Below are 24,867 nucleotides of genomic sequence, written 5' to 3'. Positions count from 1 at the left end.
GTGCATAAACAATGTTATAGATTACACACAAACGCCCAATCTGCAGAAGATCCAGGTGCCGCGTTGGTCCACCACTTAGCTTGGTAAACAGCGCTACTGTTTTTCATCCGATCGCCCGTTGCTGCATGACTTGGATTTCCCTGATAGTCCTTTTGCGGGAAATTTGGATAAGCAGGAATACCCGCAGTATCGACACTCGCCGCTTCACAACTATCCACCACAGGTACTTGGCATTCAGGTAAACTTGGATTTGCAGCACAATCCACAGGTGGAACAACGGAACTCGCCGCACCAAATCCATATCGAGTGCCATTAAAACTCACAGTAAAGTTTGATGGCATAGAGACAGGCAAATAGTACTTAATAGTGCCGTCAAACGTTGCCCCAGGTGCCAGACTTTTCCAAGTTGGCAAGATAAAGCGAACATGGTGGAAATCATTCTCCAACCCGCCCACGTTATTTCCTGCCACATTGGAACCATCCGTTACCACAGTTAACCCCGTACCCGATTGATCGGCAATTTCGGCTGAAGTTGAAGTTGAAATATCAAATTCAAACTCAGCACCGCCGGGTATAGTCACTTGGCTATTATTGGTGATGGTTAAGGTTGGCGTAATCGGATAGTTACTGTCGCCCACTTTATAGCCAGATAAACTTGCCGTTAAGGCTAATGTTTGTGATGGCATTACCTGATTGCTGGTGCGATTACCATACGGGGTTGCTTGCGCAAATCCGTTGTACGCAATGCTAGTCATAGTATCACCCACAAAGAACTCACCCTGACCATTGTTACGCTCTGGATGCCAGCCAAAGTCACCCGCTAATTCCCAGAACATGACGCCGCCAATGCCGTTATCGACCACATATTGCACTTTACGCGCCATAGCTTGCTCGTCTTCAGTAGACAGATACACCTTTTTGGTCGGGTTCCATAACCATGAAGATTCTGCCACAGCGTCGTAGTGGCGCTCATAGGTACCCGTCAGTCGATCGGCGACATTCGTTTGCGGATCTAATCCATAAAGGCTTAAATAACTGCCGCTGATACCGAGTTCCAAGTTTTTAGCATGCCACATAGGGTTAGAGCCTGCGAACATCTCATCGCCACGTACATCACTATCGTGCCAGAGGTTATCAATTCCTTGAGCACCGTAACCACAGTTTGACGCCCCATCACCCGTACCCACAGGACAAGCCGTTTGATCCGGATATGCCGCTAAGCCCCATAGACCGTTGGTGCCACCACTTACATTTTGCCAACCACGGGTGTAGTAAGGAATACCGATATTGATCCGCCCTGCCGGCATAGAACCACGGAAATAATGGTATGCCCAATCGGTATTGAGATAACCAATGCCGCCATATTGCGCCGCACTATAAACATCCCAATGCGCAAGTTCTGCATCTGTACCAGTGTCAAATAGCGCCGCATTGTGACCGACAAAATCATTCCACGCGCCGTGCAAGTCATAGCTCATAATATTGACGTAATCGAGATAACGGGTCATCTGATACGCCTCCATCCCACGTAACAAATAACCCGATGCTGGCGCTGCAACGGTCAACATGTAGTGCTTACCATCTTGCTTGCTGGCTGCATCGAGTTTTTCACGCAGGGTTTTCATCAGCTGTTCGTACTGTTTAAACAAGGTCGCACGCTTTGGCTCTGACATCGCAAAATCATCAGGATTACCGGATTTAGCCATTGATGTCGCGTACTCATAGTCGATATCCGCCCCATCAAAGCTGTAAGTGCGTAAGAAAGTCACCACAGAATCGGCAAAGATTTCAATCCCTTGCGTCGTCTGAGTCATCTCATAGAAACCACCACTGGCAACGCGATTGCCGTTATCATCAAAATAACCGCCCGTTTCAGCCCAACCACCAATCGAGATTAAAGTCTTAACGTTTGGATGGCGTTTTTTATACTTATTGAGCAAGTTAAAATGGCCTTTGTAATCAAACTCGGGATCCATCTCAGCGCCTGTAACGCCCGGCCACTCTAATCCTGTTGCCGCGTTCGTCGCACTATTGGGGTCGCCAATAGAGACCTTGTTATTCGAATCAATATGCGCAAATGCATAATTGATGTGGGTAATTTTATCCCACGGAATATCACTTGCGAGATAACTCGGCTGGCCATTTTTACCCGTGCGCCACGAAGTAAAGTAACCGATAACGCGGCGGGCGTGATCGCTACCCATTTTTTCGCGGCCCTGTTCATCGTACACATCGCAATATACTGAATCACCCACTAAACCTTCAGGACGGCAAGCCTCATTATCAGTTGGTGCTTGACCTACTCGGCCAATAACCGCGGTTGATAATGTTGTCAGGCCAAGATTATCAATCGCCTCAGCGGTGAAACGAATGTCACCGTTTTCAATGGCAGTCCATTGTGCACTGTATGGCGCGGTTGCATCTTCAGCAACGAGCACACCGTTAGCATAAAAGCGCACGCTGGCCACATCGCCATCACTGTCAGTCGCAGTTGCTGCGAGTGATAACACCGTGCCTAAATCTGTTTGAAAGTTGGACTGCGGCGCGGTTAATGTCACGCTCGGCGCTTGATTAGCTGCGACAACATTGAGTTTGATGATTGCCGACAAGCCGCTGGTATTGTGACTATCGTAGGCACGGGTTTGTAATTGATGCACACCGACTCCTGCAGCCTGCCATGTTGCCGAATAGGGTGCACTGTTATCAGTCGCAATCAATTGACTATCAAGATAAAACTCAACTTTAGTAATGCTATCGCCCGTATCAGGATCGCTCGCATTCGCGCTAATGGTTACTGAGTTGCCGACAATGACAGCGCTGTCATTGAGAGGTGACAAAATTTCTGTCGAAGGCGGTAAGTTTTCACTCGTAGCATTGATAACGGTTAGCACAACACTTTTCTCGGTCGTCGCACCTTTGTCATCGGTTGCTACCGCTTTAAGCTGGACACTGCCGATCGCATTAGTCGTCCAAGGGCTCGTTACCGCCTGACCATTTGCAAACCAATTTACGCTCGAAACGGTACCGTCAACATCAGATGCATTGGCCTGCAGCACGACAACATCCACTAAATTCACACTCACATTGTTTTGCGGCTGTAAGATGACCAGTGTAGGCGCTTGGTTTTGCGCACCATCACACACGCCTTTGTTTTCCCATACGCCCCACTGCCCTGTTTGGCTCGGGTTTTCATTCTGGGTCCACCACTTATTTTGATAGAGATAATTATCGTAGGTAACAGGCGTGACGGTTGCGTAGATTTGGCTACTGTTCCAAGCTGCTATATCTTGGCAACTCACTGCTCCAGCCGTTTGAGAATAACTGAAACCCGCCATAGCTGTGGCCATTAACCACGCGAATCGTTGTTGCTTCATTACCCAAGGTATATTACAGATCATGTTGAAATCCTCTTTTATTATAGTATGTTACCGAAATAGTCCTTTACACGAGCACATACAACGTCAGATGACAACAAAGGGGTTACTGCGGAATATTCAAGGTAGCTCAATGTAAGTAATTTGTTAACCTTTAAAGTGTTATATTAAATAACTAGATATGACAAAATATAAAAATTACATTACTTTTAATGACTTATACTTAAATAATGAGTTTAAAATATTATCTGCTATGCATAGCCGCCTAAAAGGTTAGTAGTAAAGAATCCGCCCTCTTAGAAGGCGGCTTTGACTTGCCCCTGGAAGGGGCTATTCCAAGAACCTACATCATCTGCAACGACAATTGAGCCTCATGTTCCTGATCTTGTTTATCTTGATGGCGCACATATCGTCTAATGATTTCTTCATTAACCCCTACTGTATCTACAAAATAACCTCTGGCCCAAAAGCTATTGCCCCATAGCTTTTTACGTACATGGGGGAATTTATTGAATAGCCTTATCGCACTTCTTCCTTTCAATACTCCCATCAGCGTTGATACTGACAGCTTCGGCGGGATTATGACTACCAAGTGAACGTGGTCTATCTGAACGTTTAATTCTAAAACCTCACAACCCTTCATATTGCAAAGGATATAAATTGACCTATATAACTCCTTACCAAGGTTTCCTTTTAAAATTTTAAAACGGTACTTCGGAGTCCAAACAATATGATATTTGCAACGCCAATAAACATGTGATGAACTTCTATAATCGCCCATGCTTTTCGTTTCCTCTTACTTGTGGTGAATAAGAAGTCTCTTTTAGCATGGGCGTAATTCAGGCTATAGCCTCAAGGAACAATCACCACCGCCAGAGGCGGTGGTTTTGGGATGACAATAAACCGACAATAAAATCTGCTAGAGGCTCAAAGTGAAGTGGTTTTCTATCTTTAAGAATTAAAAATCTCTATAATTCTGCCTTATTTGCTGCATTACCTTAGGTTGCTGTATGTCGCTTACGCCCATTTCTCCAAACACCGAAAATACCTCACGAACCGAAACCCCTGAAGCACAATTTCCTGAAGCGATTCAAACGCGAATCGACTCCTCTGAAGCGCGGGTAATCAAAGCGGTATTTCCATCCATCACCAACCATCACAATACGTTATTTGGTGGCGAAGCTTTAGCGTGGATGGATGAAACGGCCTTTATTGCTGCAACTCGTTTTTGCCGTAAAACCTTAGTAACAGTGAGTTCCGACAGAATCGATTTTAAAAAACCGATCCCCGCAGGCACATTAGCCGAACTGATCGCGCGGGTGATCCATGTAGGTAACACTTCATTGAAAGTTGAAGTGAACATCTATGTCGAAGACATGTATCAAGATCACCGAGAGCATGCTATACGCGGGGTGTTCACCTTTGTTGCGGTTGACGAACAACGAAATCCCACTCAAGTGTGGACATACGAGTAATTTTAGACGTTTTAAAGAGATAGAACGGCCCGTTATCTCGGGCTTTTCATTACTATCGTGCGATTCGAATCTATTTTGCAAAACACCGACCAAAGTCTAACAACCAGAAACATATCAAAATTTTGTCCTTATTCATGAATAAAGCAATAGGATCCTTGATTACTTTTCTGTTACATTGAGTTCAATCTTCACGCGCACCGAACATAATCATAAAAGCCATGAAGCTAGAAAACTTAAATATTATTATCGCAGACGATCACCCATTGTTCAGAAATGCACTACGTCAAGCACTGACCACAGCGTTTGAGCATGCACAATGGTTTGAAGCCGACAGTGCTGACGCACTGCAATCTGTGTTGGATGTCCGTAGCGTCGATTACGATCTTGTACTGTTAGATTTGCAGATGCCCGGTTCCCACGGCTACTCCACACTTATTCACCTACGCTCACATTATCCCGATTTACCCGTGGTAGTGATTTCTGCACACGAGGATATCAATACCATTAGCCGTGCGATTCATTATGGCAGCAGTGGTTTTATTCCTAAATCGGCCTCGATGGAAACCCTTAAAGATGCACTGAGTGCGGTGTTATTTGGTGATATTTGGCTACCTAAAGGCACTGAGATTATTTCTATCAATGACGATGCCGTTGATAAAATGGCCAGCAAATTATCCGATCTCACGCCGCAGCAATATAAAGTGTTGCAGATGTTTGCCGAAGGTTTGTTAAATAAGCAAATTGCCTACGATCTTGGCGTGTCTGAAGCGACCATAAAAGCGCACGCGACTGCCATTTTTAGAAAACTGGGCGTTCGTAACCGTACACAAGCCGTCATAGCACTTGCTCAGCTTGAGATGGATAAAGTCGATTTATCTTAACTGCATACATCTTAGGATGTGTGATGAGCTTGATGCATGTTTATGCTTTATGAATGCCACATGGCTATTGTTTTTATTACCTAAATTTAAGCACCTAGATTTAAGGGATTAGATTTAAGCACTAAGGTTTAATACCTTGATTTATAAATGAAGTTTCAGCTAAACATTATTCCATAAAAATGCCGCTTATATTAGCGGCATTTTTATGTCAGTAAATTATGGCCAATTAACGCATTGGAAGATTTTTATCGGCAAACATTTCATCAATAAGCTGTTGATCCCGTAAGGCGACAGCTTTCTCCACCACGTCACGGGTTAAATGCGGCGCAAAGTGCTGAATAAAATCATACATATAACTGCGCAAGAAGCTGCCCTTCCTGAAGCCAATTTTAGTCGTACTGTGGGCAAACAAATGGCCAGCATCAATCGCAACTAAATCTTTATCGACATTAGGGTCAATCGCCATAGAGGCGATGACGCCCACACCTAATCCTAAACGGACATAGGTTTTCAACACATCGGCACTGGTCGCACTAAAAACAACACGCGGCTCTAAGTTGGCGCGATTGAACGCTTTCTCAATTTCAGAGGCTCGGTCAAAACCAAAGACATAGGTCACTAAGGGGAAGCGCGCTAAATCTTCGATGCTAATCAAATTATTTGGGCTACGGGTCGCAAGGGGATGATCTTTAGGAACGACGATGGAGCGATTCCAATGATAACAAGGCAACATAATCAAGTCGGAATACAAATGCATTGCTTCAGTCGCAATGGCGAAATCCGCATCACCGCGAGCCGTCTGTTCGCTGATCTGCGACGGCGTCCCCTGATGCATATGCAAGTTCACTTTAGGGTAGCGATCAATAAACTGGCGAATGATCGTCGGCAATGCATAGCGCGCCTGAGTGTCTGTTGTGGAAATATTTAACTCGCCTTGATCGGGCTTAGTATATTCCTCAGAAACTTTTTTAATGCTCTCAACTTTACCCAAGATATCATTGGCAATGCTGATCACTTGCAAACCTGCAGGTGTGACATGGGTTAAGTGCTTACCGCTACGACCAAATATTTGGATCCCCAACTCATCTTCAAGCATGCGAACTTGTTTACTGATCCCAGGTTGAGAGGTATACAAGTTTTCAGCTGTCGCCGATACATTGAGGTTATGTTTTACGACCTCAGCAATATACCTGAGTTGTTGCAGTTTCATCTTATTTCCTTATCTCGAACACGCAAAATGCCATTAACAACTGAGCCCTCAAAGCACTCTCAGCTATAATCAATCGTTATAGTATATAGTAAAACTTAAAGCAAATAGGAATATAGAGCACAAGTCTGCAGATTCATACGACAGAAATGATAACCTAGGCTAAGATAACTATGCTAGTTTATTGATTTATTGTAGCATTAGCTCAATTGGATAAATAATGGAACATCTATGTCATTCACCTTGGTTCTGATCCTCATCGGTGCGCTTTTACTGCTTGTTATCGGAATTAACGTATTACAACAACAAAAAGAACGCGCAGAGGCTGAGCGGCGCATTGAATTTGCCCGTCAAAGAGCAATTATCGATGAAACCGAAGCTGTGTTATCAAACACAGGGATGATGCCTTGTAGCACGAATATTGTGTTGGTTTTGTATCGTCGCGTGCAAGATGCTTTGCAGGCTGCGACAGCAATTGGTAATAGTCAGCAACAGTCTGATTACCAGCGCCGCCTAGCCGACATTAACAATCAAGTAATAACCCTGCAGTCTAGTCAGCCTCAAACACCACCGATTGAGAATTTCAGACTACCCGATAACGACAAACAAATTTTAGCGCTAGTTCAAACCTTAAAAAAACTCAAGGCGATACTCAGAGCCGAACATAATAAAGGGAAAGTCGACCCGAGCATTTTTGCTCAGGAAGAAAGTCGTATCGACAGTTTACAGCTCAGGATCAATGTTGATTCCATGCTTTCCCGTGCAAGAGCGGCCAGTTTTATGAAGCAATATGGGTCATCAAAACAAATGGTGACCAAAGCACTATCGACATTGCACGCTATTAAAGCACAAACACCTAATGACCCTTTCATTGGTCGTAAAGTGGATGAGGCTAAACAATTACTTGATGAGATTATGGGCGCACAAAAACAATCTGAACCCAGTGCACCTAGACCTAAAAATGAAGAAGATGATATCGACATGCTGTTTCAACCGAAAAAGAAATGGTGATCAGTTACTATTTGCTTACTGCTTACCTTTAAGTTGAATTAGCGGCACGTCTTCCACTCGTTCTTCAGCGTTATTGGGCGTGGTGAGTGAGTGCGAGTAAAGCGAGCAACATTTTTGGCTCATTATCTGCCGCAAAAAATCAGTCTCTAAAGAAAATCGAGACAAAAAAGCCAAGTCATCATTGACTTGGCTTTTTTGTTATTCTCTTGGCGTTAAGCTAGCTTAATCCACCGCTATGCGCTTTTCTTGGCTTTCTTGGTAGTCTCACTCACCCACTTACCATTAACGTAATGCGCTGACCAACCAGTGGCTTTACCGTCAACTTCAGTCGCAACGTATTGCTCTTTCGTCTTACGACTAAACTTCACCGCAGCCTTATTGCCTTCGTCATCAGTGACGGGCGCATCGGCTAAATATTGATACTTAGGCCACAGCAGCTCGCGGTATTGAACCAGTTCCTCAACCAGAGGTGCACGGGTTTCCCTTGATTTAGGGAAGGTACTGGCCGCTAAGAAGATCCCTGCTGCACCATCACGTAATACGAAATGGGCATCCGATTTGCTGCATTTCAGATCAGGCAAATAGATAGGATCTTCTTTTGGTGGCGCAGCCTCACCGTTCTTGAGTAATTTACGCGTATTTTTACATTCGCTATTGGTACAACCAAAATACTTACCAAAACGGCCGTTTTTCAGTTCCATGTCGTGGCCACAGCGATCACACTCAATCAGCGGACCTTCATAGCCTTTGATCTTGAATTGGCCTTCTTCGACTTCATAGCCTTCACAAATCGGGTTGTTACCACAGACGTGTAGCTTACGCTTCTCATCAATTAGGTAACTGTCCATCGCTGTGCCGCAAATACTACAGCGGTGCTTCGCACGCAGTGCATCAGTCTCGGCATCTTCACTGTTTTCGCTAATCGCCTCAACGCCAGGCGTAAGGTTCATCGTTGTCTTACAGCGCTCTTTGGGAGGTAATTCGTAACCAGAGCAACCCAGGAAAACACCGGTTGTTCCCGTACGAATACCCATAGGGCGACCACAGGTTGGGCACTTGATATCCGTCATCACCATTTGGTTAAGACGCATGCCACCTTCTTCGGGATCCAACTCCGCTTTTTCTAATTGCTTAGTAAAGTCAGCATAGAAGCCATCGAGCACTTTTTTCCAATCTAATTCGCCGCGAGCCACATCGTCTAATGTTTGCTCCATACTGGCGGTAAAGTCATAGCTCATTAAATCAGCAAAACTGCCGACTAATCGCTCGCTGACAATTTCGCCCATTTTTTCGGCATAAAAACGACGATTCTCAACTTTTACATAACCCCGATCTTGAATCGTTGAAATAATAGTTGCATAGGTCGATGGGCGGCCAATACCGCGTTTTTCTAATTCTTTAACTAAAGAAGCTTCGCTATATCGTGCAGGCGGTTTAGTAAAGTGTTGTTTAGGTTGCAACTCTTTTAACGCTAATACATCACCTTGTGCCACAAATGGCAACGTATTGTCTTCTTCGTTTTTCTTCTTGAGTGCTGTTTGTACGCGAGTCCAACCATCAAAACGTAAAGTACGTCCCGTTGCTTTGAGCTCATAGTCACCCGCTTTTACGGTCAACTTAGTGGCATCATATTGGGCTGGCGTCATCTGACACGAGACAAACTGACGCCAAATCAGCTCATATAGGCGCTGAGCATCACGCTCCATGTCCGATAAGGTCGCCGCTTGGACATGAACGTTCGATGGACGAATCGCTTCGTGAGCCTCTTGTGCGCCTTCCTTAGAACCATAACGAATGGGTTCAGCGGGTAGATATTTATCACCAAACTCTTTGGCAATCATATCACGCAAGTTTTCAACGGCTTCTTGACTCAAATTGGTCGAGTCGGTACGCATATAAGTGATATGACCAGCTTCATAAAGTCGCTGAGCCATCATCATGGTCTTCTTCACACCGAAACCTAAGCGCGTACTCGCCGCCTGTTGTAATGTCGACGTAATAAAGGGCGCAGAAGGTTTGCTTTGAGTCGCTTTGTCTTCGCGGGCCAGCACGGTAAAACTCGCCGCCGATAACGCTTGAACCGCCGCCATCGCTTGCTGTTCATTAATGGGATTAAAGGCCGCATCTAAATGCTTAACCACTTCCATCCGCAAGGCTTCTTGGGCTGGCGTACTCAGCTCTGCATGTACATCCCAAAACTCTTCCGGTACAAAGGCTTTAATTTCGCTTTCACGTTCAACCACTAAGCGAACAGCAACCGACTGCACTCGGCCAGCGGATAAACCGCGAGCGACTTTTTTCCACAGCAGTGGCGACACCATAAAACCGACAACTCTGTCTAAGAAGCGACGGGCTTGCTGGGCATTAACCATGTTAGTGTCGAGCGTTGAAGGCTTGCTAAAAGCATCTTGAATCGCAGACTTAGTAATTTCGTTGAAAACTACACGTTGATACCGTGAAGGATCACCGCCAATCACCTCTTGCAAATGCCAGGCGATAGCTTCTCCCTCACGGTCTAAGTCGGTTGCGAGATAGATTTGGTCGGCAGAATCGGCAAGTGCCTGTAGCTCTTTAACGACCTTTTCTTTGCCCGGCAAAATTTGATACTTAGCCGCCCAGCCCTTTTCAGGGTTTACGCCCATGCGAGACACCAGCGCTTGCTGATCTTTCACCTTTTTATATTGAGCTTTTTCTTCTGGCGACATTTTCTTAACTTCGGCAGCGGATTTAACCTTTTCATTGCCTTCTGAAGTCGATGATGTCGGCAGATCACGGATGTGACCTACGCTCGATTTAACGATGAATTCTTTGCCAAGATATTTATTAATAGTCTTAGCTTTGGCCGGTGATTCGACAATAACTAGCGATTTACCCATAGTTTAATTTGCGCCAAAAAATCTCAAGAAGGTGGAAATTGGCACCATATATAGAGGGTTGTACTGATAGTTTCAAGTTAATCCCTCTTTTATATGTACCAGCGAGTCACTTTTTAATCAAAGTTGAAAAAATGTAAAAATATAATATGCGTAATTAAAAACTAATATTTCATTATTTGCCAGCAAGCAAGAAATAGTTATGCATTTATCGTGAAAAAGTCGCTTTGAGCACAAAACCGTCCGCTTGTGCACTCGAAAAGCTTCAGTATACTGGGTTCCCTCAGGGACCATATGAACAAATAATAACTTTCCCTATCACAAGGATAAGCAATGAAGCACTTTGAAGCGAATTTTGATGGACTCGTTGGACCAACACACAATTACGCAGGGTTGTCTTTTGGCAATGTCGCCTCGCTCAGCAATGCCGCCTTAGTTTCCAACCCCAAAGCTGCTGCGAAACAAGGACTCCAAAAAGCCAAAGCACTTGCCGATATGGGCATGGTTCAAGGTATGTTAGCCCCTCAAGAGCGCCCAGACCTCTATACATTGCGCCGAATTGGATTTTCCGGCTCTGACGCCAATGTATTAAAACAGGCTGTGAAAGAAGCGCCTATGCTGCTTAATGCCTGCTGCAGTGCGTCCAGTATGTGGACTGCCAATGCCGCAACTGTCTCACCAAGTGCAGATACGCGTGACGGCAAACTGCATTTCACCCCAGCAAATTTAGTCGATAAACTGCATCGCAGCATCGAGCCCCTCACAACGGGGCGCATATTAACAGCAACTTTCAGTGATCCCCACTATTTTCATCACCATAGTCACTTACCTGAGCATAATAGCTTCGGTGATGAAGGTGCGGCGAACCACACTCGGCTATGCAACGAGTACGGCCATGCAGGTGTAGAATTGTTCGTTTATGGACAAGAAGCCACCAATCCCAATGCGCCTAAACCGCAAAAGTATCCAGCAAGACAAACCTTAGAGGCATCGATGGCAGTGGCACGCTTACATCAGCTTGAAGAGGATAATTGCGTCTTCATCCAGCAGAATCCTGATGTCATTGATCAAGGTGTATTCCATAACGATGTTATCGCAGTCGGTAACCAGAATGTGCTGTTCTATCATGAACAAGCCTTCTTAAATACCCAACATAAAATTGATGAAATTAAACGTAAGCTCGATACCGAACTGTATTTCATTGAAGTGCCTACCGCTAAAGTGGCAATTAACGACGCAGTCAAAAGCTATTTATTCAATACCCAAATTATTACGCTTCCCTCTGGTGAAATGGCCATTATTGCCCCAACCGATTGCCAAGAAAATCCCGCAGTATTTACCTATTTAAATGAACTACTGACACTAAACACCCCCATTAAGCAAGTGCTTTACTTCGACGTAAAACAAAGCATGCAAAACGGCGGCGGTCCCGCCTGCCTGCGTTTACGTGTTGCGATGAATGAGATGGAAGTCGCGGCAGTAAATCAACACACATTAATGAATGATGCCTTATTTGCGCGTTTAAACCTTTGGGTAGACAAACATTACCGTGACAGATTAACCACCCAAGATCTTGCTGACCCTCAGCTAATCATCGAATCACGTACAGCATTAGATGAGCTAACGCAAATCATGAAACTAGGAAGTGCATATCAGTTCCAGCGATAGATTCAGTTTTACATGAAAAAATAAGGTGCTATTAGCACCTTATTTTTTATTTAGAATACTGAGTACAGTTTAAATTTATTTTACAACAATCGGGATATTCAGTACTTCAGTCGTTGTACCTTCAATACCTGAACCGCTGATACCTGGGGTTGTGGCAGTTACGATAAAGTTACCAGAATCGGCTTGCTCACCGCCTTTTAAGCTGACCACAAACTCACGTCCGCCATTGTAATTAGTGCTTGGCCAAGTGTAACTTGCTGAACTCGTGACTGTTGCACCAGTAGCTTTAAAACTCACTACAGTGCCCGCTGGCATTTGCTGGTTATTGATATCAGAAATAGTAAATTGCACTGAAGCTGTACCTTTGATAGCGATATCAATCTGACCATTACCAGCAAGATTATCTACAACTCCCACATTTGCAGTTCTCGTTGCTATAGCGTCACTACCTGACATAACAAGCACAAGTGAACGGCGAACATAAATTGATTTTTGCTCACTACAAATTATTTCAGTAGATTGAGCAGAATCACATAACACCCCGTTATAACCATTATCTGCTTCGTCAAAAACGCCTGAGGTATTGGAGGAGCCTGAAGAGAAATCTAAAAGAGTTTCCCGTTCACCCGATGGCTCAGACATTTCAAGCTTGTTTATGTAATAAGGAGTGTAAATTCCATCCTCATTATGGTCTACAAAAGCATCGCTCAAGTTATAGCAATCACCGGTATTATCACGTCCACAAGTAACATTACCTTCCGCAACAACAGTGCCCCTGAACAACTTAAACTCTTGCAAAGTATCAAGAATATTATTACTGTTTAAATCAGGAAATGACTCCTCACCAATCGCAGTAGCTGTAATTGTTACTCGTCCGCCATAAGGTTGACCAAACTTATTGCCATAATACTTATCGCCTACAAGATTTTCCTCTTCTTCGAGAATAGCCGAAGGATCTTTCTGTTGTATTCCATTGATATCGAAGAAACCAATGTTCGAGCCAATAGGCCTCGGTAATTGGCTAATCCAAACAACAGAACAGACACCTTTATTTGTGGTACATGAGCTTTCAATTGAACCACCTTCAGCAGTAAAGTAAACAGCAGTACCATCTGGCACAGGGTTATTAAAGGCATCGGCTAAACGGGCTGTAATAGTGACTTCTGCACCATCGTATTGCCAACCTTCAACGTTTAATACCGTTGCAGATAACGAGAAACTGTCCTGATCAGGTTTCCCTGTAGAAACAACCAATAAATTCGACTGGCTCGAAATTGATGAACCTACGATAGTCGCTGTCACCCTAACTGTTTCAGCAATAGTTCCTGAATTCACTACAGTCTGTACAATCCCTTCACTGTTCGAAGTTGCACTCGATGGGTTTACTTTCGCTCCCGCCGAGGACTGGTTATTCAAAGTGAAATTAACCGTTTTATTAGCAACTGGATTGTTATTGGTATCGAGCACTTTAAAGCGTAATGTCGATGACTCTATGCCACCCGTACCTTTTATACCAATATTTTTAGGGTTCGCATCGAGGAAGACTATGCTACCCACACTAGCGGATAATACATTGATCGTACCCGTTGCAGAAAGCGTCTTACCACCCACATCAGCTGTTACAGTTATAGGGTCATCTCCAGAGCATCCCTTAGCAAGATAGGTACTGATCGCTTGACCACCAACTGCGGTTACAGGGGTACTCAGCACAGCTTCAGGCGTTGCTTTGTTAGCACAGGTAGATGAAAACTTGACATCTACAGGTTCGGTGAAAGGATTACCATCGCTATCCTGCAATAACACTGAAACTGTAGCGGTCCCGCCAGCAGATAATGTTGCGGCACTGACATCGGCTTTTCCGGATACAAAGGGCGAACCACTGCCCATAACAACGTTAGTGGCTCCAATACTAAACGCTATCAAATCAGATTCACCAGAACTTAATGAAGCCGTTGCAGTACCCGCATTTATTGAACTGCCAGCATATAAAGTCACACTGGCTTTACCATTTGAATCTGTGATTGCCGTTTTTACTGGTAAATCACCAACAGTACTTTCGAAAGTGACAATGGCAGCTTTCGATAAACCAGTCACAGTTGCCGTTAATACGCCTGGAGTTGTCGAAGTAATGCTCTGAATAGCCGTACCGGATGAATCGGTCAGCATTAAGCTCATCTGAACACCACCAGTAGCGGCACCACCATCTCCTTTAGTGTTAAAGGAGATTTCCTTAGTAACAGCACTGACACCTGAAGGAGAATATGTTGCAGTGATTGTCCCTGAACCCAAAATATTTCCAGGCAACACATTGATCGAAACTTTACCTTCAGGATCTGTGACTCCATTATCAGGAGTTAGCACCCCTTGACCATCAATACTGAAGACTATTCTCGCACCAGAAAACGCACTTGAATTTTTGGTTAGTGTCGCATTCAATTTGCCAGGAATAGCATTTGATACTTCAGTTATTGATTGACCACTAGAATTTACGAGCTCCAGCTTGATGCTATAAATATCAGATGGCGTGATGCCGGAACCATCATTGGAGATGCTGCCTCCACCTCCACATGCAATTAATAAAAGCGAACAAAATCCTGCGAGAAAAACCTTATACGCTGACTTCATTGTCAGGCTCCCTGTTACTCTGATGATAATACTTAAGCTAGACGCTTATTACTTATAGGCTAACATTACACAATTTTCACCAATTTTACTCACTAGAACCTTATTTTATCTCACAAATAACACAAATACTTTAACGCTATTTGTCATTTCATCTTCGCCGTTTTCTTGCTAGTCTTGTGAGCGCCAAAAAATAGAATGTATAAAAAACACACAGGACTCCCCATGGCAATTTCGATAAAAAATAAACTCGGCCTTACAAGTAAAATTCTGATCGGTATGGGAACAGGTATTGCCTTAGGTCTCCTACTACGCAATACCTTTCCAGAAAGCGATATCGTAAAAGACTATATTACCGAAGGTTTCTTACATGTTATCGGCACCATTTTCATCTCCAGCTTAAAAATGTTAGTGGTTCCTTTAGTCTTTATTTCACTAGTCTGTGGAACTTGCTCACTGAGTGAGCCTTCAAAATTGGGCCGTTTAGGGGGCAAAACCCTCGCTTTCTATTTATTCACCACCGCTATTGCTCTCGTGGTTGCGATTGTCAGTGCAGTCCTTATACATCCTGGGAACGCTTCACTGGCTACAGAGAAAATGGAGTACATCGCCAAAGAAGCGCCAAGTCTTTCAAGCGTGATTATCAATATCGTCCCCACCAATCCGATGCAAGCATTGAGTGAAGGCAATATGCTGCAAATCATTATTTTTGCGGTGATTTTTGGCTTTGCTATTGCCCATATTGGTGAGAGAGGTAAACGCGTTGCGGCTTTGTTTGAAGATTTAAATGAAGTCATCATGCGCGTCGTGACACTGATCATGCAGCTTGCACCTTATGGTGTGTTTGCGCTGATGGCAAAACTTGCATTAACGCTCGGTTTAGAAACCTTTGGTAGCGTAGTTAAATATTTCTTCGTGGTTCTCGGTGTTTTACTGGTCCATGCATTTATTGTTTACCCTACACTTCTAAAACTTTTCTCAGGCCTCAATCCCTTTATTTTCATTCGTAAAATGCGTGATGTGCAGCTGTTTGCTTTTTCAACAGCAAGTTCAAATGCCACTTTACCGATTACCATAGAAGCCTCTGAGCATAGATTAGGTGTCGATAATAAGATTGCCGCCTTTACGCTCCCGTTAGGTGCAACCATTAACATGGATGGCACTGCAATCATGCAAGGTGTGGCCACAGTGTTTATCGCCCAGGTTTTTGGCATTGAACTCTCGCTCACCGATTATGCCGCCGTTGTTGTGACAGCGACATTGGCATCAATTGGTACCGCAGGCGTTCCGGGTGTCGGACTTATCATGCTGGCCATGGTATTGAATCAAGTTGGCTTACCGGTTGAAGGTATTGCACTGATTATCGGTGTTGATCGCCTACTCGACATGGTACGTACCGCAGTAAACGTCACCGGTGATTGTGTGGCGACCGTGGTCATTGCGAAATCTGAAGGTGAATTTAACGAGCAAGTGTTTAACGACACTCAAGCGGGTAAGGTTGCTAGAAATTTTGATGAGCAAGTTCATCATTCAAATAGCTCTAACTAGCCTTAGTTAAATACCCATCACGCCCAGCCTCTGTGTTGGGCGTTTTTGTTTGCACTTTTTGTTTACACTTTTATCTGTACTTAGCCCAATTAATTTTTCTACAATTAGCAAAATGTGAACATGCCAATAGTATGGCAGTTTGTTTTTAGCTACATTGTTTTTACTATCTTAATACGTTAAATGGAGCTAAATAAATGTGGTGGAGAAGTCTTTGGATCCTGATAGCTTGCTGGCTATTGTGTGCCCACTTTGTACGATATGAACAAATTAGCTTTGCCATTCCCTTTGCAATTGCGCCCTTAGTTTTATTCTTTAACTCGGTTTACTTACTGCGTTTATTACAAACTTTATTATTTGTGAGTGTCTTTGCCGTCTGGGGCGTTACGACGATCGAAGTGATACAAGTGCGTTTAGCGCAAGAAGCGCCTTGGTTAAGATTATCTTTGATTATGATGGCGGTGATGTTATTTACCTTAGGTGCAATTATCTGTGGTAACGGTATTTTGCGGATCAGAAAACAAAAGTCTCCTTGGGGAAATTCACCGATACGCTAGCAATCCATCAGTAAAACTTTCTTATTCAACAATAAATGAGTACTTATTTTGACCACACGTTTTGCTCGGTCAGCAAAGGTTAAGTTCAACTAAGATATGCTGATACTCTATTTGGTTATCAGTGTGATTTTGCGTAGACTGCTTTGCTAACTAAGGCTTAGCTCATCCACTTTAAGGCATGTATATTATGAGAATTTTGGTTGTTGAAGACAATCCTATTTTATCCCACCACTTAAAAGTGCAATTAAGCGATCTCGGCAATCAAGTTCAAGTGGCGCTCACTGCCAAAGAAGGTTTCTATCAAGCCACGAATTATCCCATCGATGTGGCTATTGTCGATTTAGGTTTACCCGATCAAGATGGCATTAGCTTAATTGAACAACTCAGAGAAGCGGGTCTTAAAGCGCCGATATTAATCCTCACCGCCCGAGTTAATTGGCAGGATAAGGTCGAAGGCCTTAATGCTGGTGCCGATGACTATTTAGTCAAGCCCTTTCAAAAAGAAGAACTCGTCGCTAGGCTCGATGCCTTAGTACGCCGCAGCGCAGGTTTTGTTAAACCTGTGATTTGCAGTGGAGAATTAAAACTTGATCTCGCCGCCAAACAAGTCACCCTGAGCGATGAAATCATGGAAGTCACTGCCTTTGAATATTTGATCCTCGAATATTTAATGCGTCATTGCCACGAGGTGGTTGCCAAACAACGTTTGCTCGATGTGATTTACGGCGATAAAGAAGGCGATCCGAATACGATTGAAGTGATGGTCAGCCGCCTGCGTAAAAAATTGACCCGCGATGGGATAGACAATCCCATCGTCACCATTCGCGGCCAAGGATATAAATTTAACCTGCCATGCAACTAAGATTAAAATTTAAGAAACGTCTACTGACGCGGATGTTTCTCACCTCGCTATCGATTATTGCCTTAGTGGGTTTTGGTCTCGCATGGATGGTGAATATTCTGCATGCGCAAAATAGCTATAACGAAGAAACCGCACAACTCATTGCCGAAATTCCCCAAGTCGCCGCCGAATTGCGGGAGCACGACCTCATCCCCGATACCAGTGCGTGGCTGGAAGAAAATAATAAGCAAGAACGCTATGTGATTGCGAGTTGCGATGAAAAATTCAAACAAGTTTGGACTTCATCCCTCGCAGTAGACCGTGGTTTATTTGATACTTGCGAGCGTTTTAACGAAATTCGCAACGACTCCCCGCCCTATTATCTTACTATGGCCGATGACAGAGGTTACTTCGTCTATCTGCTCGCGGTGGAAATTGCTAGCGTACATTACAACCTGCTCGTCCTCAAAGATGCCGCCAAACTCGAGCAGGAATACAGTAAGTTCAGTAAACGCACTTATATTCGACTCGCCATGGTATTAGCCTTAGCGTTAATTCTATTGGTCAGCGCCGCCTATTGGGGAATGCGACCCTTAGTACGAATGCAGAATGAACTGCAATCGATTAACCAAGGGAAGAGTAAATCACTTTCAGAGGGTTATCCTGTTGAGCTCGAAGGGGTAACTCAAGCACTCAACCAAATGCTGCAACAATCGAGCGCCCAACAACAGCGCTATCAAAATGCCATGAACGACTTAGCCCACAGTCTTAAGACCCGCTTAGCGGCTGTGCATGCCATCACAGATGACGCCAGTTTGAGTAAACAATCGGCGAGCGAAAAGATCATGGAACAGGTCAGCCAGATGGATCAGCTGGTCAAATATCAATTAAAACGCGCCATGTTAGGCCGCCAAGGCCTGAAGCAAGAACAGACTGTGATTGCGCCCTTAGTCGATCAATTAGCGCAAATGTTATTTAAAATTTACCGCGATAAGCAAGTACAGTTCTCGGCGAGCATTCCTCCCTCCTTGATGTTTCCCGGCAACAAGGGCGACTTGATGGAGCTGTGTGGCAACCTGATGGAAAACGCTTTCCGCTTATGTATCAGCCAAGTGCATGTATCAGCTAAGATTAGTTCACAAGGTGAGTTTGAACTTATTGTCGAGGATGATGGCCCAGGTGTCGAAGAAAGCCTAAGACAAAAGATTATCCAACGCGGCGTGCGGGCCGATACCCAGTCACCAGGACAAGGTATCGGATTAGCCGTCTGTGATGAAATCGTTCACAGCTACGGTGGTAGTTTAAAAATAGAGGAAAGCCGCTTAGAAGGTGCACTATTTAGGATCAGTATCCCTGTTTAAGGACAGGGATAACTCACAACAAAGGCTAAATACAAAATAACCAAATACAAATAGTTAAAACAAGGATGTGTAACTATGTGGATACTCATACTTATCAGGCAATCACAGCGTATAACTGCTCTGCTCGATTGAACATGATCCAAGAGGTGGCAATGTATTTGTCACCACTCACAGGTTTATTACCCCTATGCGTATGAGTGAATCCCGCAGGTGCTATCACCATAGTGCCTTTTTTCGGGGAAATTTTACGCTGCTGATAATAAAATTCGGTTTCACCGCCCGCTTCCACATCATTTAAATAAAACATATAAAGCACGACGCGATGCAAGGCTTCATTGTGACCATTTTGCGGGAATTGCTCCGAATGCCAGTGGGGATAACCGCCTTTATTCTGCTGATACTTTTGAACATTAATACTGCCACTGCGATACAAATACTTGACTAAACCATCGGCTCTAGGCGCACCCAGCGCTGCAAAATTAGCAGGGGTTAGCGTTACAGGTTGGCCTTGTGCATCACTCACAGACACAGCGACCGCGCCCATTAACGCCATTGAATACTTTGTGAAATAATCTACCGCGCCCTTTAAGGTATAACCTAAGAGTTCGTTTCTGAGGGGCTGCAAGTCGGCGAAACTATCTAAGGTCAAATCGCGGCTGATCTTCTTCTCCAGATCAACGCCATTGCCCGTTTGTCCGTCGACAACGCCAGCATGTTGCTCAAATGCCAGAATGAGACGGTCACACAAGTCGTTTGGCAACGCATTAGGGTATACTTCAATAAAGTCCATACTTCCTCAATGGATTGGCTACTTTCTAGGCTTACTATGCTGACATGTTAGTTAAGTAATTGTAAAGCAGCATCATTGAGATAAAATAACCCACATTAGGCTTCACGATAACAAGAATATGAAAAAAAGCTGTAAAGTCTCAGTCCATCAACTTCAAGTCGGCAACTTTGTGCGTTTGCCCGTGGCTTGGAAAGATCACCCCTTTTTATTCAGTAGCTTTCATATTAAACAAGCTGCGCAAATCGAGTTGATTAAAAATCTGGGCATCGAACATGTCATCGTCGATTTAGAACGCAGTGAAGTCGCCCCGATACATGCTGATGCGGTCAACCCAATCAAATTACCGCCAAGTGCTGAGATCAATGTGCTTAAAAACGACATGGATCAGTACAAGGCCGAACAAATCGAAGTGCAAAAGAAATTACGCCGCGACATTCATAAAACCGAGCAAAACTTTACCCGCTCGGTCGCCATGATGCGCAGCCTTATCTCTAAGCTGCGTAATCGCCCCTTAAATGCGGTCGATGACGCTAAAGATTTGGTGCACACCATAGTCGAGCAGCTGCTCAACTCAGATAACTTAGTGCTGCACTTAATGAGCGATGCTAAGCAAGATGAAAGCATTTACTACCATTCTTTGAACGTCGCAATTCTTTCTATGTTGATCGCCAAAGAACTCGAATGGGATAGAAGTGAGATTGAAACAGTAGGTCTCAGTGCCCTATTCCACGACGTGGGTAAATTAAAAGTCCCACCACAAATTCTTAAAAAATCGACCCCTTGGTCAGCGCCAGAGCTTAATTTCATCAAGCAGCATCCGTTACTTGGGATAGAACTGCTCAAATTAGCCGATAATTTCCCCCAAGCGGCCTTGGCTCCCATCACCAATCACCACGAGTGTCTCGATGGCAGTGGTTATCCCAAAGGCTTAAAGGAAGAGGCGTTAGACAAAGTATCGCAACTGATTGCGGTAGTGAACGAATATGATTCCCTGTGTTACCCAAGCCAACAGGGCAAAGCCAGAATGCCCTATGCCGCTCTGGGGCATTTGTACAAGCAATACAAGACTAAGCTCAATCAAGAATATATTGGCAAGATGATCAAGATGTTAGGCATTTATCCTCCTGGCAGTGTGGTGGAATTATCCAGCGGTCAATATGCCATGGTGATGTCAGTTAACTTAAGCAAGCTGCTATGCCCTAAGTTATTGGTTTACGATGCGTTAGTCCCTAAAGATCAAGCGCCTATCGTTGATTTAGAGATTGAAGGGATCAGCATAGTGCGCTGCTTACCGCCTGCGGCGCTTCCCGAAAAGGTCCACGAGTACCTGAATCCCCGCGAACGAGTAAGTTACTACTTTGGCGGTGATAGTCGTAAATAGCTGATTAGTTAACCGGCATAGCGATTCATGCCTAACGGATTTCACGCATTTAATCAAAGTCATCGAGTCAAACTCGTTGGTAAAAGCCATTGAATAAACGTGATTAAATAGCAGTGATAAAAAGAAGGGGTCGAATATTGCATTCGACCCTTATTTTTTAATTTGAGAAACCAACGCTACTAGCGCCTGACTTATAACCAATGCTTGCGCTTAAAGAAGAAGTAAGTACCGGCGGCACTGGCTAACATCATCACAATCGCCATCGGGTAACCGTATTGCCACTCAAGCTCAGGCATACTGGTAAAGTTCATCCCATAACTACTGGCAATCAGGGTCGGCGGTAGAAACACCACAGCGGCAACCGAGAATATTTTAATGATTTTGTTTTGTTGCAGACCACTGAAACCCATGGCCGCATCAAGCAAAAAGTTTAACTTATCGAAAATAAACTGACTGTGGGGCATCAGCGACTCGATATCCGACAACATTTCCCGCAAGTCCTTTAAGTGCTCATCGGATAGCTGGCCACGATAGTAACGCTGCATATAACGCAGTGAACGCTGGGTATCGAGCAAACTCAAACGGATTTTACCATTGGAGTCCTCTTGCAGAGTGATAAGCTTAAATACATCATCAAGCTCATCGTTATCAAATACTTGCTCACCGACATTTTCGAGAACTGTGTAAACGTCTTCGATTAAGTCAGACAGATAATCCACTTTCAGATTAAATAATTCGAGAAACAGTTCCTGCGGCGTCGACACATCTAACCGGCCCAAACGTAAATAGTTACGCAGCAAGCGGATAAGACCCACGTCTTCTTCACGGATTGTCAGTAAAAAATTGGTGCGAAGGTTGAAGGACACGTTAACGCCACGCACATCTTGGCCGACACGCTGGGGGAATAACGAATTGATATGCAGGCCATCGCTGTTTTGATAAAAACGTGCCGAGGCCTCAATTTCATTGATATCTTCTTCGTCAGGCACTTCTTCAACAGAAAAATGACTTAACCATTCTCGCTCCGAATCATCGGGTTTATACAGATCTAACCAAATGGTCGATGCGGGAATACTGTCCAGTATGCCGAGCTCTGTCACGGTAAGGTGACGATTTTCATACACATAAGCAGTAATCATTTGTCCTCCTGAAAAAAACTTAAGTTAACGATCCCACTTAAGTGCAGGCTAAAAAATTGTCGCTAGTTTACCGCATAAGTTGGCAATGAAAAGGCGCGAAAGATAATTTAGTAAAATAAATATGCCTTAGTCGGTCTCGATGATTGCCAGCCGTTCTTGGGTCGAAAAGCGAATATGGATGCCATCGAGCGTCACCATTTTCGAATCTGAAATATCGCCTTTGCGCACGCGATACTCGCCGTTATTGTCGGTATTGGGTGACACGATTCTTACCGTGACTATTTTGTGCTGATCGCGCCAATACCAAACACTATAACTGAGCACGCTCAGTCCGAGCACCACAAACACGCCTGTGAGTAAATAACGACGCCACAGGGATTCATTTAAACGTTTAGTGCTGATATTCGCGGCCTGAGGCACAATTTGTCGCTGGCGCTTCATCAGCAAAAACCAAGCGCCAGCAATGACTAAGACTGTCAGTAAAATTTTAGTGAGCATGGCCCCTTCCTTTGATGTACTTAGTCTGCGCGCAATAATTAATATAATGCCAACTACAATCGAGCATTAACTCGTCAATGCCACACATAAGTTCGCGCATTATACATTGGCCATCATACGCTGACTTAAGTGGATAAACTGTCTTTGGGATCAAGCTTAAGGCTCATGGTCAAAGAGAGAAGGAAAATGGTGAGTGACATTATGCAAAAGCAATGGTTTGAAACAGCGTACAACAGCCTTGTTACAGGACGAAAAGTGACAGTACGAAAACATCGCAGGCCATAGGTAAAGTAAAGGGCCTAATCAGATTTACTGCGACAAAAGCGTCACGGCACTCATGATGATAAGCCACTTAGATTAAAAATCCTCAAATACCTTTGCCATACGTTGAATTTGCGCCAAAGGCACGCCATGACGATTACGTTTTGCGCATTCCAACTGATGAGCAGGATTGCTCGGTTCGCCTATCAGCATAATTCGGACTTGATAACCTAAGGCTTTTGCCGCCGCTTCATAGGCCATGTATTCCCAGCGGCACAAATTAGTGTTGTCACAAATCACCACAGGCTCGCCTGAAGACAGCGCCTGAATAAACCCCGTCAAATTACATTGATGGTACTCAGGTAACTTCTTGGCATCGAAGCGGTATTCATCTTGGTGATAGAAAAAACTATCGGTCGAAAATACGCCGCGTTGGCGCACGCCAATGGCTTTTTCTAAAGGAAGAGAAAAGATATAAGTTTCAACCCAATGTGACTTACCACTGCCCGGTAAACCACGCATAATTATCGCGATTTTATCACTCATGTGTTCGACTCACTGCCAATCACTCGGCCCGCTAAAATAGTCTCGACCAACTGAGGCACTAACTCCCCCGCTTTGCCAGTCAGATGGTATTGAAACTGACTGTGTCTATCGGGTGCCATCATATTTACTTCAACCGTTTGCGCACCGTGATGATTAGCGGTATCCACAAAGCCCGCGGCAGGATACACAGTACCAGAGGTGCCAATGGCAATAAACAAGTCGCAGTTATCCAGCGCATCGTGGATACGATCCATCCCTAAGGGCATTTCGCCAAACCATACCACATGGGGGCGTAAACGCTGGGCAGGAATACAGCAGGTACAACAATTATCGACACCAAAAGGCTCACGCAGAATAAAGGTCTGACGTGAGCGCGGGCAGCGCCCTTTAGATAGCTCGCCATGCATATGCAGTAATCGACGTGAACCCGCACGCTCATGCAAATCATCAATATTCTGGGTCACGATCAATAACTGGCCTTGAAATTCTGCCTCTAACTTTGCCAAGGCAAGGTGCGCCGCATTGGGCTCAACTGTGCCACTGTGCAATTGCTGCCAACGACTATTGTAAAAGCGTTCCACCAGCTCAGCATCACGTTCATACCCTTCTGGCGTAGCCACGTCTTCAATATGATGTTCTTCCCACAGACCATCTTGATCGCGAAAGGTGCGTAATCCCGACTCAGCAGAGATCCCTGCGCCGGTTAACACCACAATTTGCTGGTACATGCCGATTCCTTATTATTTTATTTATTTGAATTATTCTCACTGACTTTGGCGGCCGTGAATATTATTCCTTGGTATAACCATACAAAAACTATGCTTGAATTGCCGTAAA

At 44.4% G+C, this 24,867-nt stretch carries 19 protein-coding genes; 9 read left to right on the top strand and 10 right to left on the bottom strand.

Translation table 11 applies throughout. The features are described 5' to 3' along the window. Nucleotides 1-14: 14 nt before the first annotated feature. Nucleotides 15-3,398 carry a glycosyl hydrolase family 18 protein gene (locus KV201_RS02745; protein WP_226058438.1) on the bottom strand — a complete coding sequence of 1,128 codons (3,384 nt, stop codon included), beginning with the start codon at nucleotides 3,396-3,398 and terminating at the stop codon, nucleotides 15-17. A 319-nt stretch (nucleotides 3,399-3,717) separates the two neighbouring features. Continuing rightward, nucleotides 3,718-4,155: an IS200/IS605-like element ISSod23 family transposase gene (gene tnpA, locus KV201_RS02740; protein ID WP_012088248.1), complete on the bottom strand. Its 438-nt coding sequence runs from the start codon at nucleotides 4,153-4,155 to the stop codon at nucleotides 3,718-3,720. A gap of 229 nt (nucleotides 4,156-4,384) precedes the next feature. Between tnpA and KV201_RS02735 the strand changes: the two genes are divergently transcribed. After that, complete coding sequence (locus KV201_RS02735; RefSeq protein WP_006081955.1) at nucleotides 4,385-4,849, top strand: acyl-CoA thioesterase; 465 nt, start codon at nucleotides 4,385-4,387, stop codon at nucleotides 4,847-4,849. A gap of 218 nt (nucleotides 4,850-5,067) precedes the next feature. Next, nucleotides 5,068-5,730: a response regulator transcription factor gene (locus tag KV201_RS02730; protein ID WP_107947867.1), complete on the top strand. Its 663-nt coding sequence runs from the start codon at nucleotides 5,068-5,070 to the stop codon at nucleotides 5,728-5,730. A gap of 226 nt (nucleotides 5,731-5,956) precedes the next feature. Here KV201_RS02730 and cysB read toward each other — a convergent pair whose 3' ends face one another. Further along, nucleotides 5,957-6,940, bottom strand: a complete 984-nt coding sequence (gene cysB, locus KV201_RS02725) for an HTH-type transcriptional regulator CysB (RefSeq protein WP_226058437.1) — start codon at nucleotides 6,938-6,940, stop codon at nucleotides 5,957-5,959. Between the two features lie 228 nt (nucleotides 6,941-7,168). Here cysB and zomB point away from each other — a divergent pair, with 228 nt between their 5' ends. Continuing rightward, nucleotides 7,169-7,948, top strand: a complete 780-nt coding sequence (gene zomB, locus KV201_RS02720; protein WP_226058436.1) for a flagellar motor control protein ZomB — start codon at nucleotides 7,169-7,171, stop codon at nucleotides 7,946-7,948. Nucleotides 7,949-8,181: 233 nt separating this feature from the next. Here zomB and topA read toward each other — a convergent pair whose 3' ends face one another. Further along, nucleotides 8,182-10,824: a type I DNA topoisomerase gene (gene topA, locus KV201_RS02715; RefSeq protein WP_006086246.1), complete on the bottom strand. Its 2,643-nt coding sequence runs from the start codon at nucleotides 10,822-10,824 to the stop codon at nucleotides 8,182-8,184. 330 nt (nucleotides 10,825-11,154) lie between these two features. Here topA and astB point away from each other — a divergent pair, with 330 nt between their 5' ends. Further along, the gene (gene astB / locus KV201_RS02710) at nucleotides 11,155-12,489 is read left to right on the top strand and encodes an N-succinylarginine dihydrolase (protein ID WP_226058435.1); all 1,335 of its coding nucleotides are present in this window, start codon (nucleotides 11,155-11,157) and stop codon (nucleotides 12,487-12,489) included. Nucleotides 12,490-12,564: 75 nt separating this feature from the next. Here astB and KV201_RS02705 read toward each other — a convergent pair whose 3' ends face one another. Further along, nucleotides 12,565-15,114, bottom strand: a complete 2,550-nt coding sequence (locus KV201_RS02705) for an Ig-like domain-containing protein (RefSeq protein WP_226058434.1) — start codon at nucleotides 15,112-15,114, stop codon at nucleotides 12,565-12,567. Between the two features lie 222 nt (nucleotides 15,115-15,336). On the opposite strand from KV201_RS02705, the gene KV201_RS02700 reads away from it, so the two are divergent. The 4 genes from KV201_RS02700 (at nucleotide 15,337) to KV201_RS02685 (ending at nucleotide 19,415) form a co-directional block, all read left to right on the top strand. Continuing rightward, nucleotides 15,337-16,659 (top strand): dicarboxylate/amino acid:cation symporter, encoded by a 1,323-nt coding sequence (locus KV201_RS02700; protein WP_226058433.1) that lies wholly within the window; start codon nucleotides 15,337-15,339, stop codon nucleotides 16,657-16,659. A gap of 194 nt (nucleotides 16,660-16,853) precedes the next feature. Next, nucleotides 16,854-17,213 (top strand): hypothetical protein, encoded by a 360-nt coding sequence (locus KV201_RS02695; RefSeq protein WP_006081963.1) that lies wholly within the window; start codon nucleotides 16,854-16,856, stop codon nucleotides 17,211-17,213. Between the two features lie 187 nt (nucleotides 17,214-17,400). Continuing rightward, on the top strand, nucleotides 17,401-18,075 hold the full coding sequence (locus KV201_RS02690) for a response regulator (protein WP_226058432.1): 675 nt from the start codon (nucleotides 17,401-17,403) through the stop codon (nucleotides 18,073-18,075). Next, nucleotides 18,066-19,415, top strand: a complete 1,350-nt coding sequence (locus KV201_RS02685) for a sensor histidine kinase (protein ID WP_226058431.1) — start codon at nucleotides 18,066-18,068, stop codon at nucleotides 19,413-19,415. The genes KV201_RS02690 and KV201_RS02685 overlap by 10 nt, the downstream gene beginning before the upstream one ends. 94 nt (nucleotides 19,416-19,509) lie before the next feature. Here the strand turns inward: KV201_RS02685 and KV201_RS02680 are convergent, their stop codons facing one another. After that, nucleotides 19,510-20,205 (bottom strand): 2OG-Fe(II) oxygenase, encoded by a 696-nt coding sequence (locus KV201_RS02680; protein WP_012089410.1) that lies wholly within the window; start codon nucleotides 20,203-20,205, stop codon nucleotides 19,510-19,512. Between the two features lie 118 nt (nucleotides 20,206-20,323). Here KV201_RS02680 and KV201_RS02675 point away from each other — a divergent pair, with 118 nt between their 5' ends. Then, nucleotides 20,324-21,586, top strand: a complete 1,263-nt coding sequence (locus tag KV201_RS02675; RefSeq protein ID WP_226058430.1) for an HD-GYP domain-containing protein — start codon at nucleotides 20,324-20,326, stop codon at nucleotides 21,584-21,586. A 191-nt stretch (nucleotides 21,587-21,777) separates the two neighbouring features. Here the strand turns inward: KV201_RS02675 and corA are convergent, their stop codons facing one another. The 4 genes from corA to cobB form a co-directional block, all read right to left on the bottom strand. Then, complete coding sequence (gene corA / locus KV201_RS02670) at nucleotides 21,778-22,725, bottom strand: magnesium/cobalt transporter CorA (protein ID WP_006081968.1); 948 nt, start codon at nucleotides 22,723-22,725, stop codon at nucleotides 21,778-21,780. A 126-nt stretch (nucleotides 22,726-22,851) separates the two neighbouring features. Continuing rightward, nucleotides 22,852-23,223, bottom strand: a complete 372-nt coding sequence (locus KV201_RS02665; RefSeq protein WP_226058429.1) for a hypothetical protein — start codon at nucleotides 23,221-23,223, stop codon at nucleotides 22,852-22,854. Between the two features lie 357 nt (nucleotides 23,224-23,580). Next, the gene (locus KV201_RS02660; protein WP_011847022.1) at nucleotides 23,581-24,030 is read right to left on the bottom strand and encodes an ATP-binding protein; all 450 of its coding nucleotides are present in this window, start codon (nucleotides 24,028-24,030) and stop codon (nucleotides 23,581-23,583) included. After that, nucleotides 24,027-24,758, bottom strand: coding sequence for a Sir2 family NAD+-dependent deacetylase (gene cobB, locus KV201_RS02655; protein WP_012587459.1), 732 nt, complete (start codon nucleotides 24,756-24,758; stop codon nucleotides 24,027-24,029). The genes KV201_RS02660 and cobB overlap by 4 nt, the downstream gene beginning before the upstream one ends. Between the last annotated feature and the right edge of the window lie 109 nt (nucleotides 24,759-24,867).

The sequence above is a fragment of the Shewanella sp. SR1 genome (assembly GCF_020447145.1).
GTDB classification, from domain to species: Bacteria; Pseudomonadota; Gammaproteobacteria; order Enterobacterales; family Shewanellaceae; genus Shewanella; species Shewanella baltica.
The sequence above is the reverse complement of the archived record's forward strand: the minus strand, read 5'-3'. Positions and strand labels throughout refer to the sequence as shown.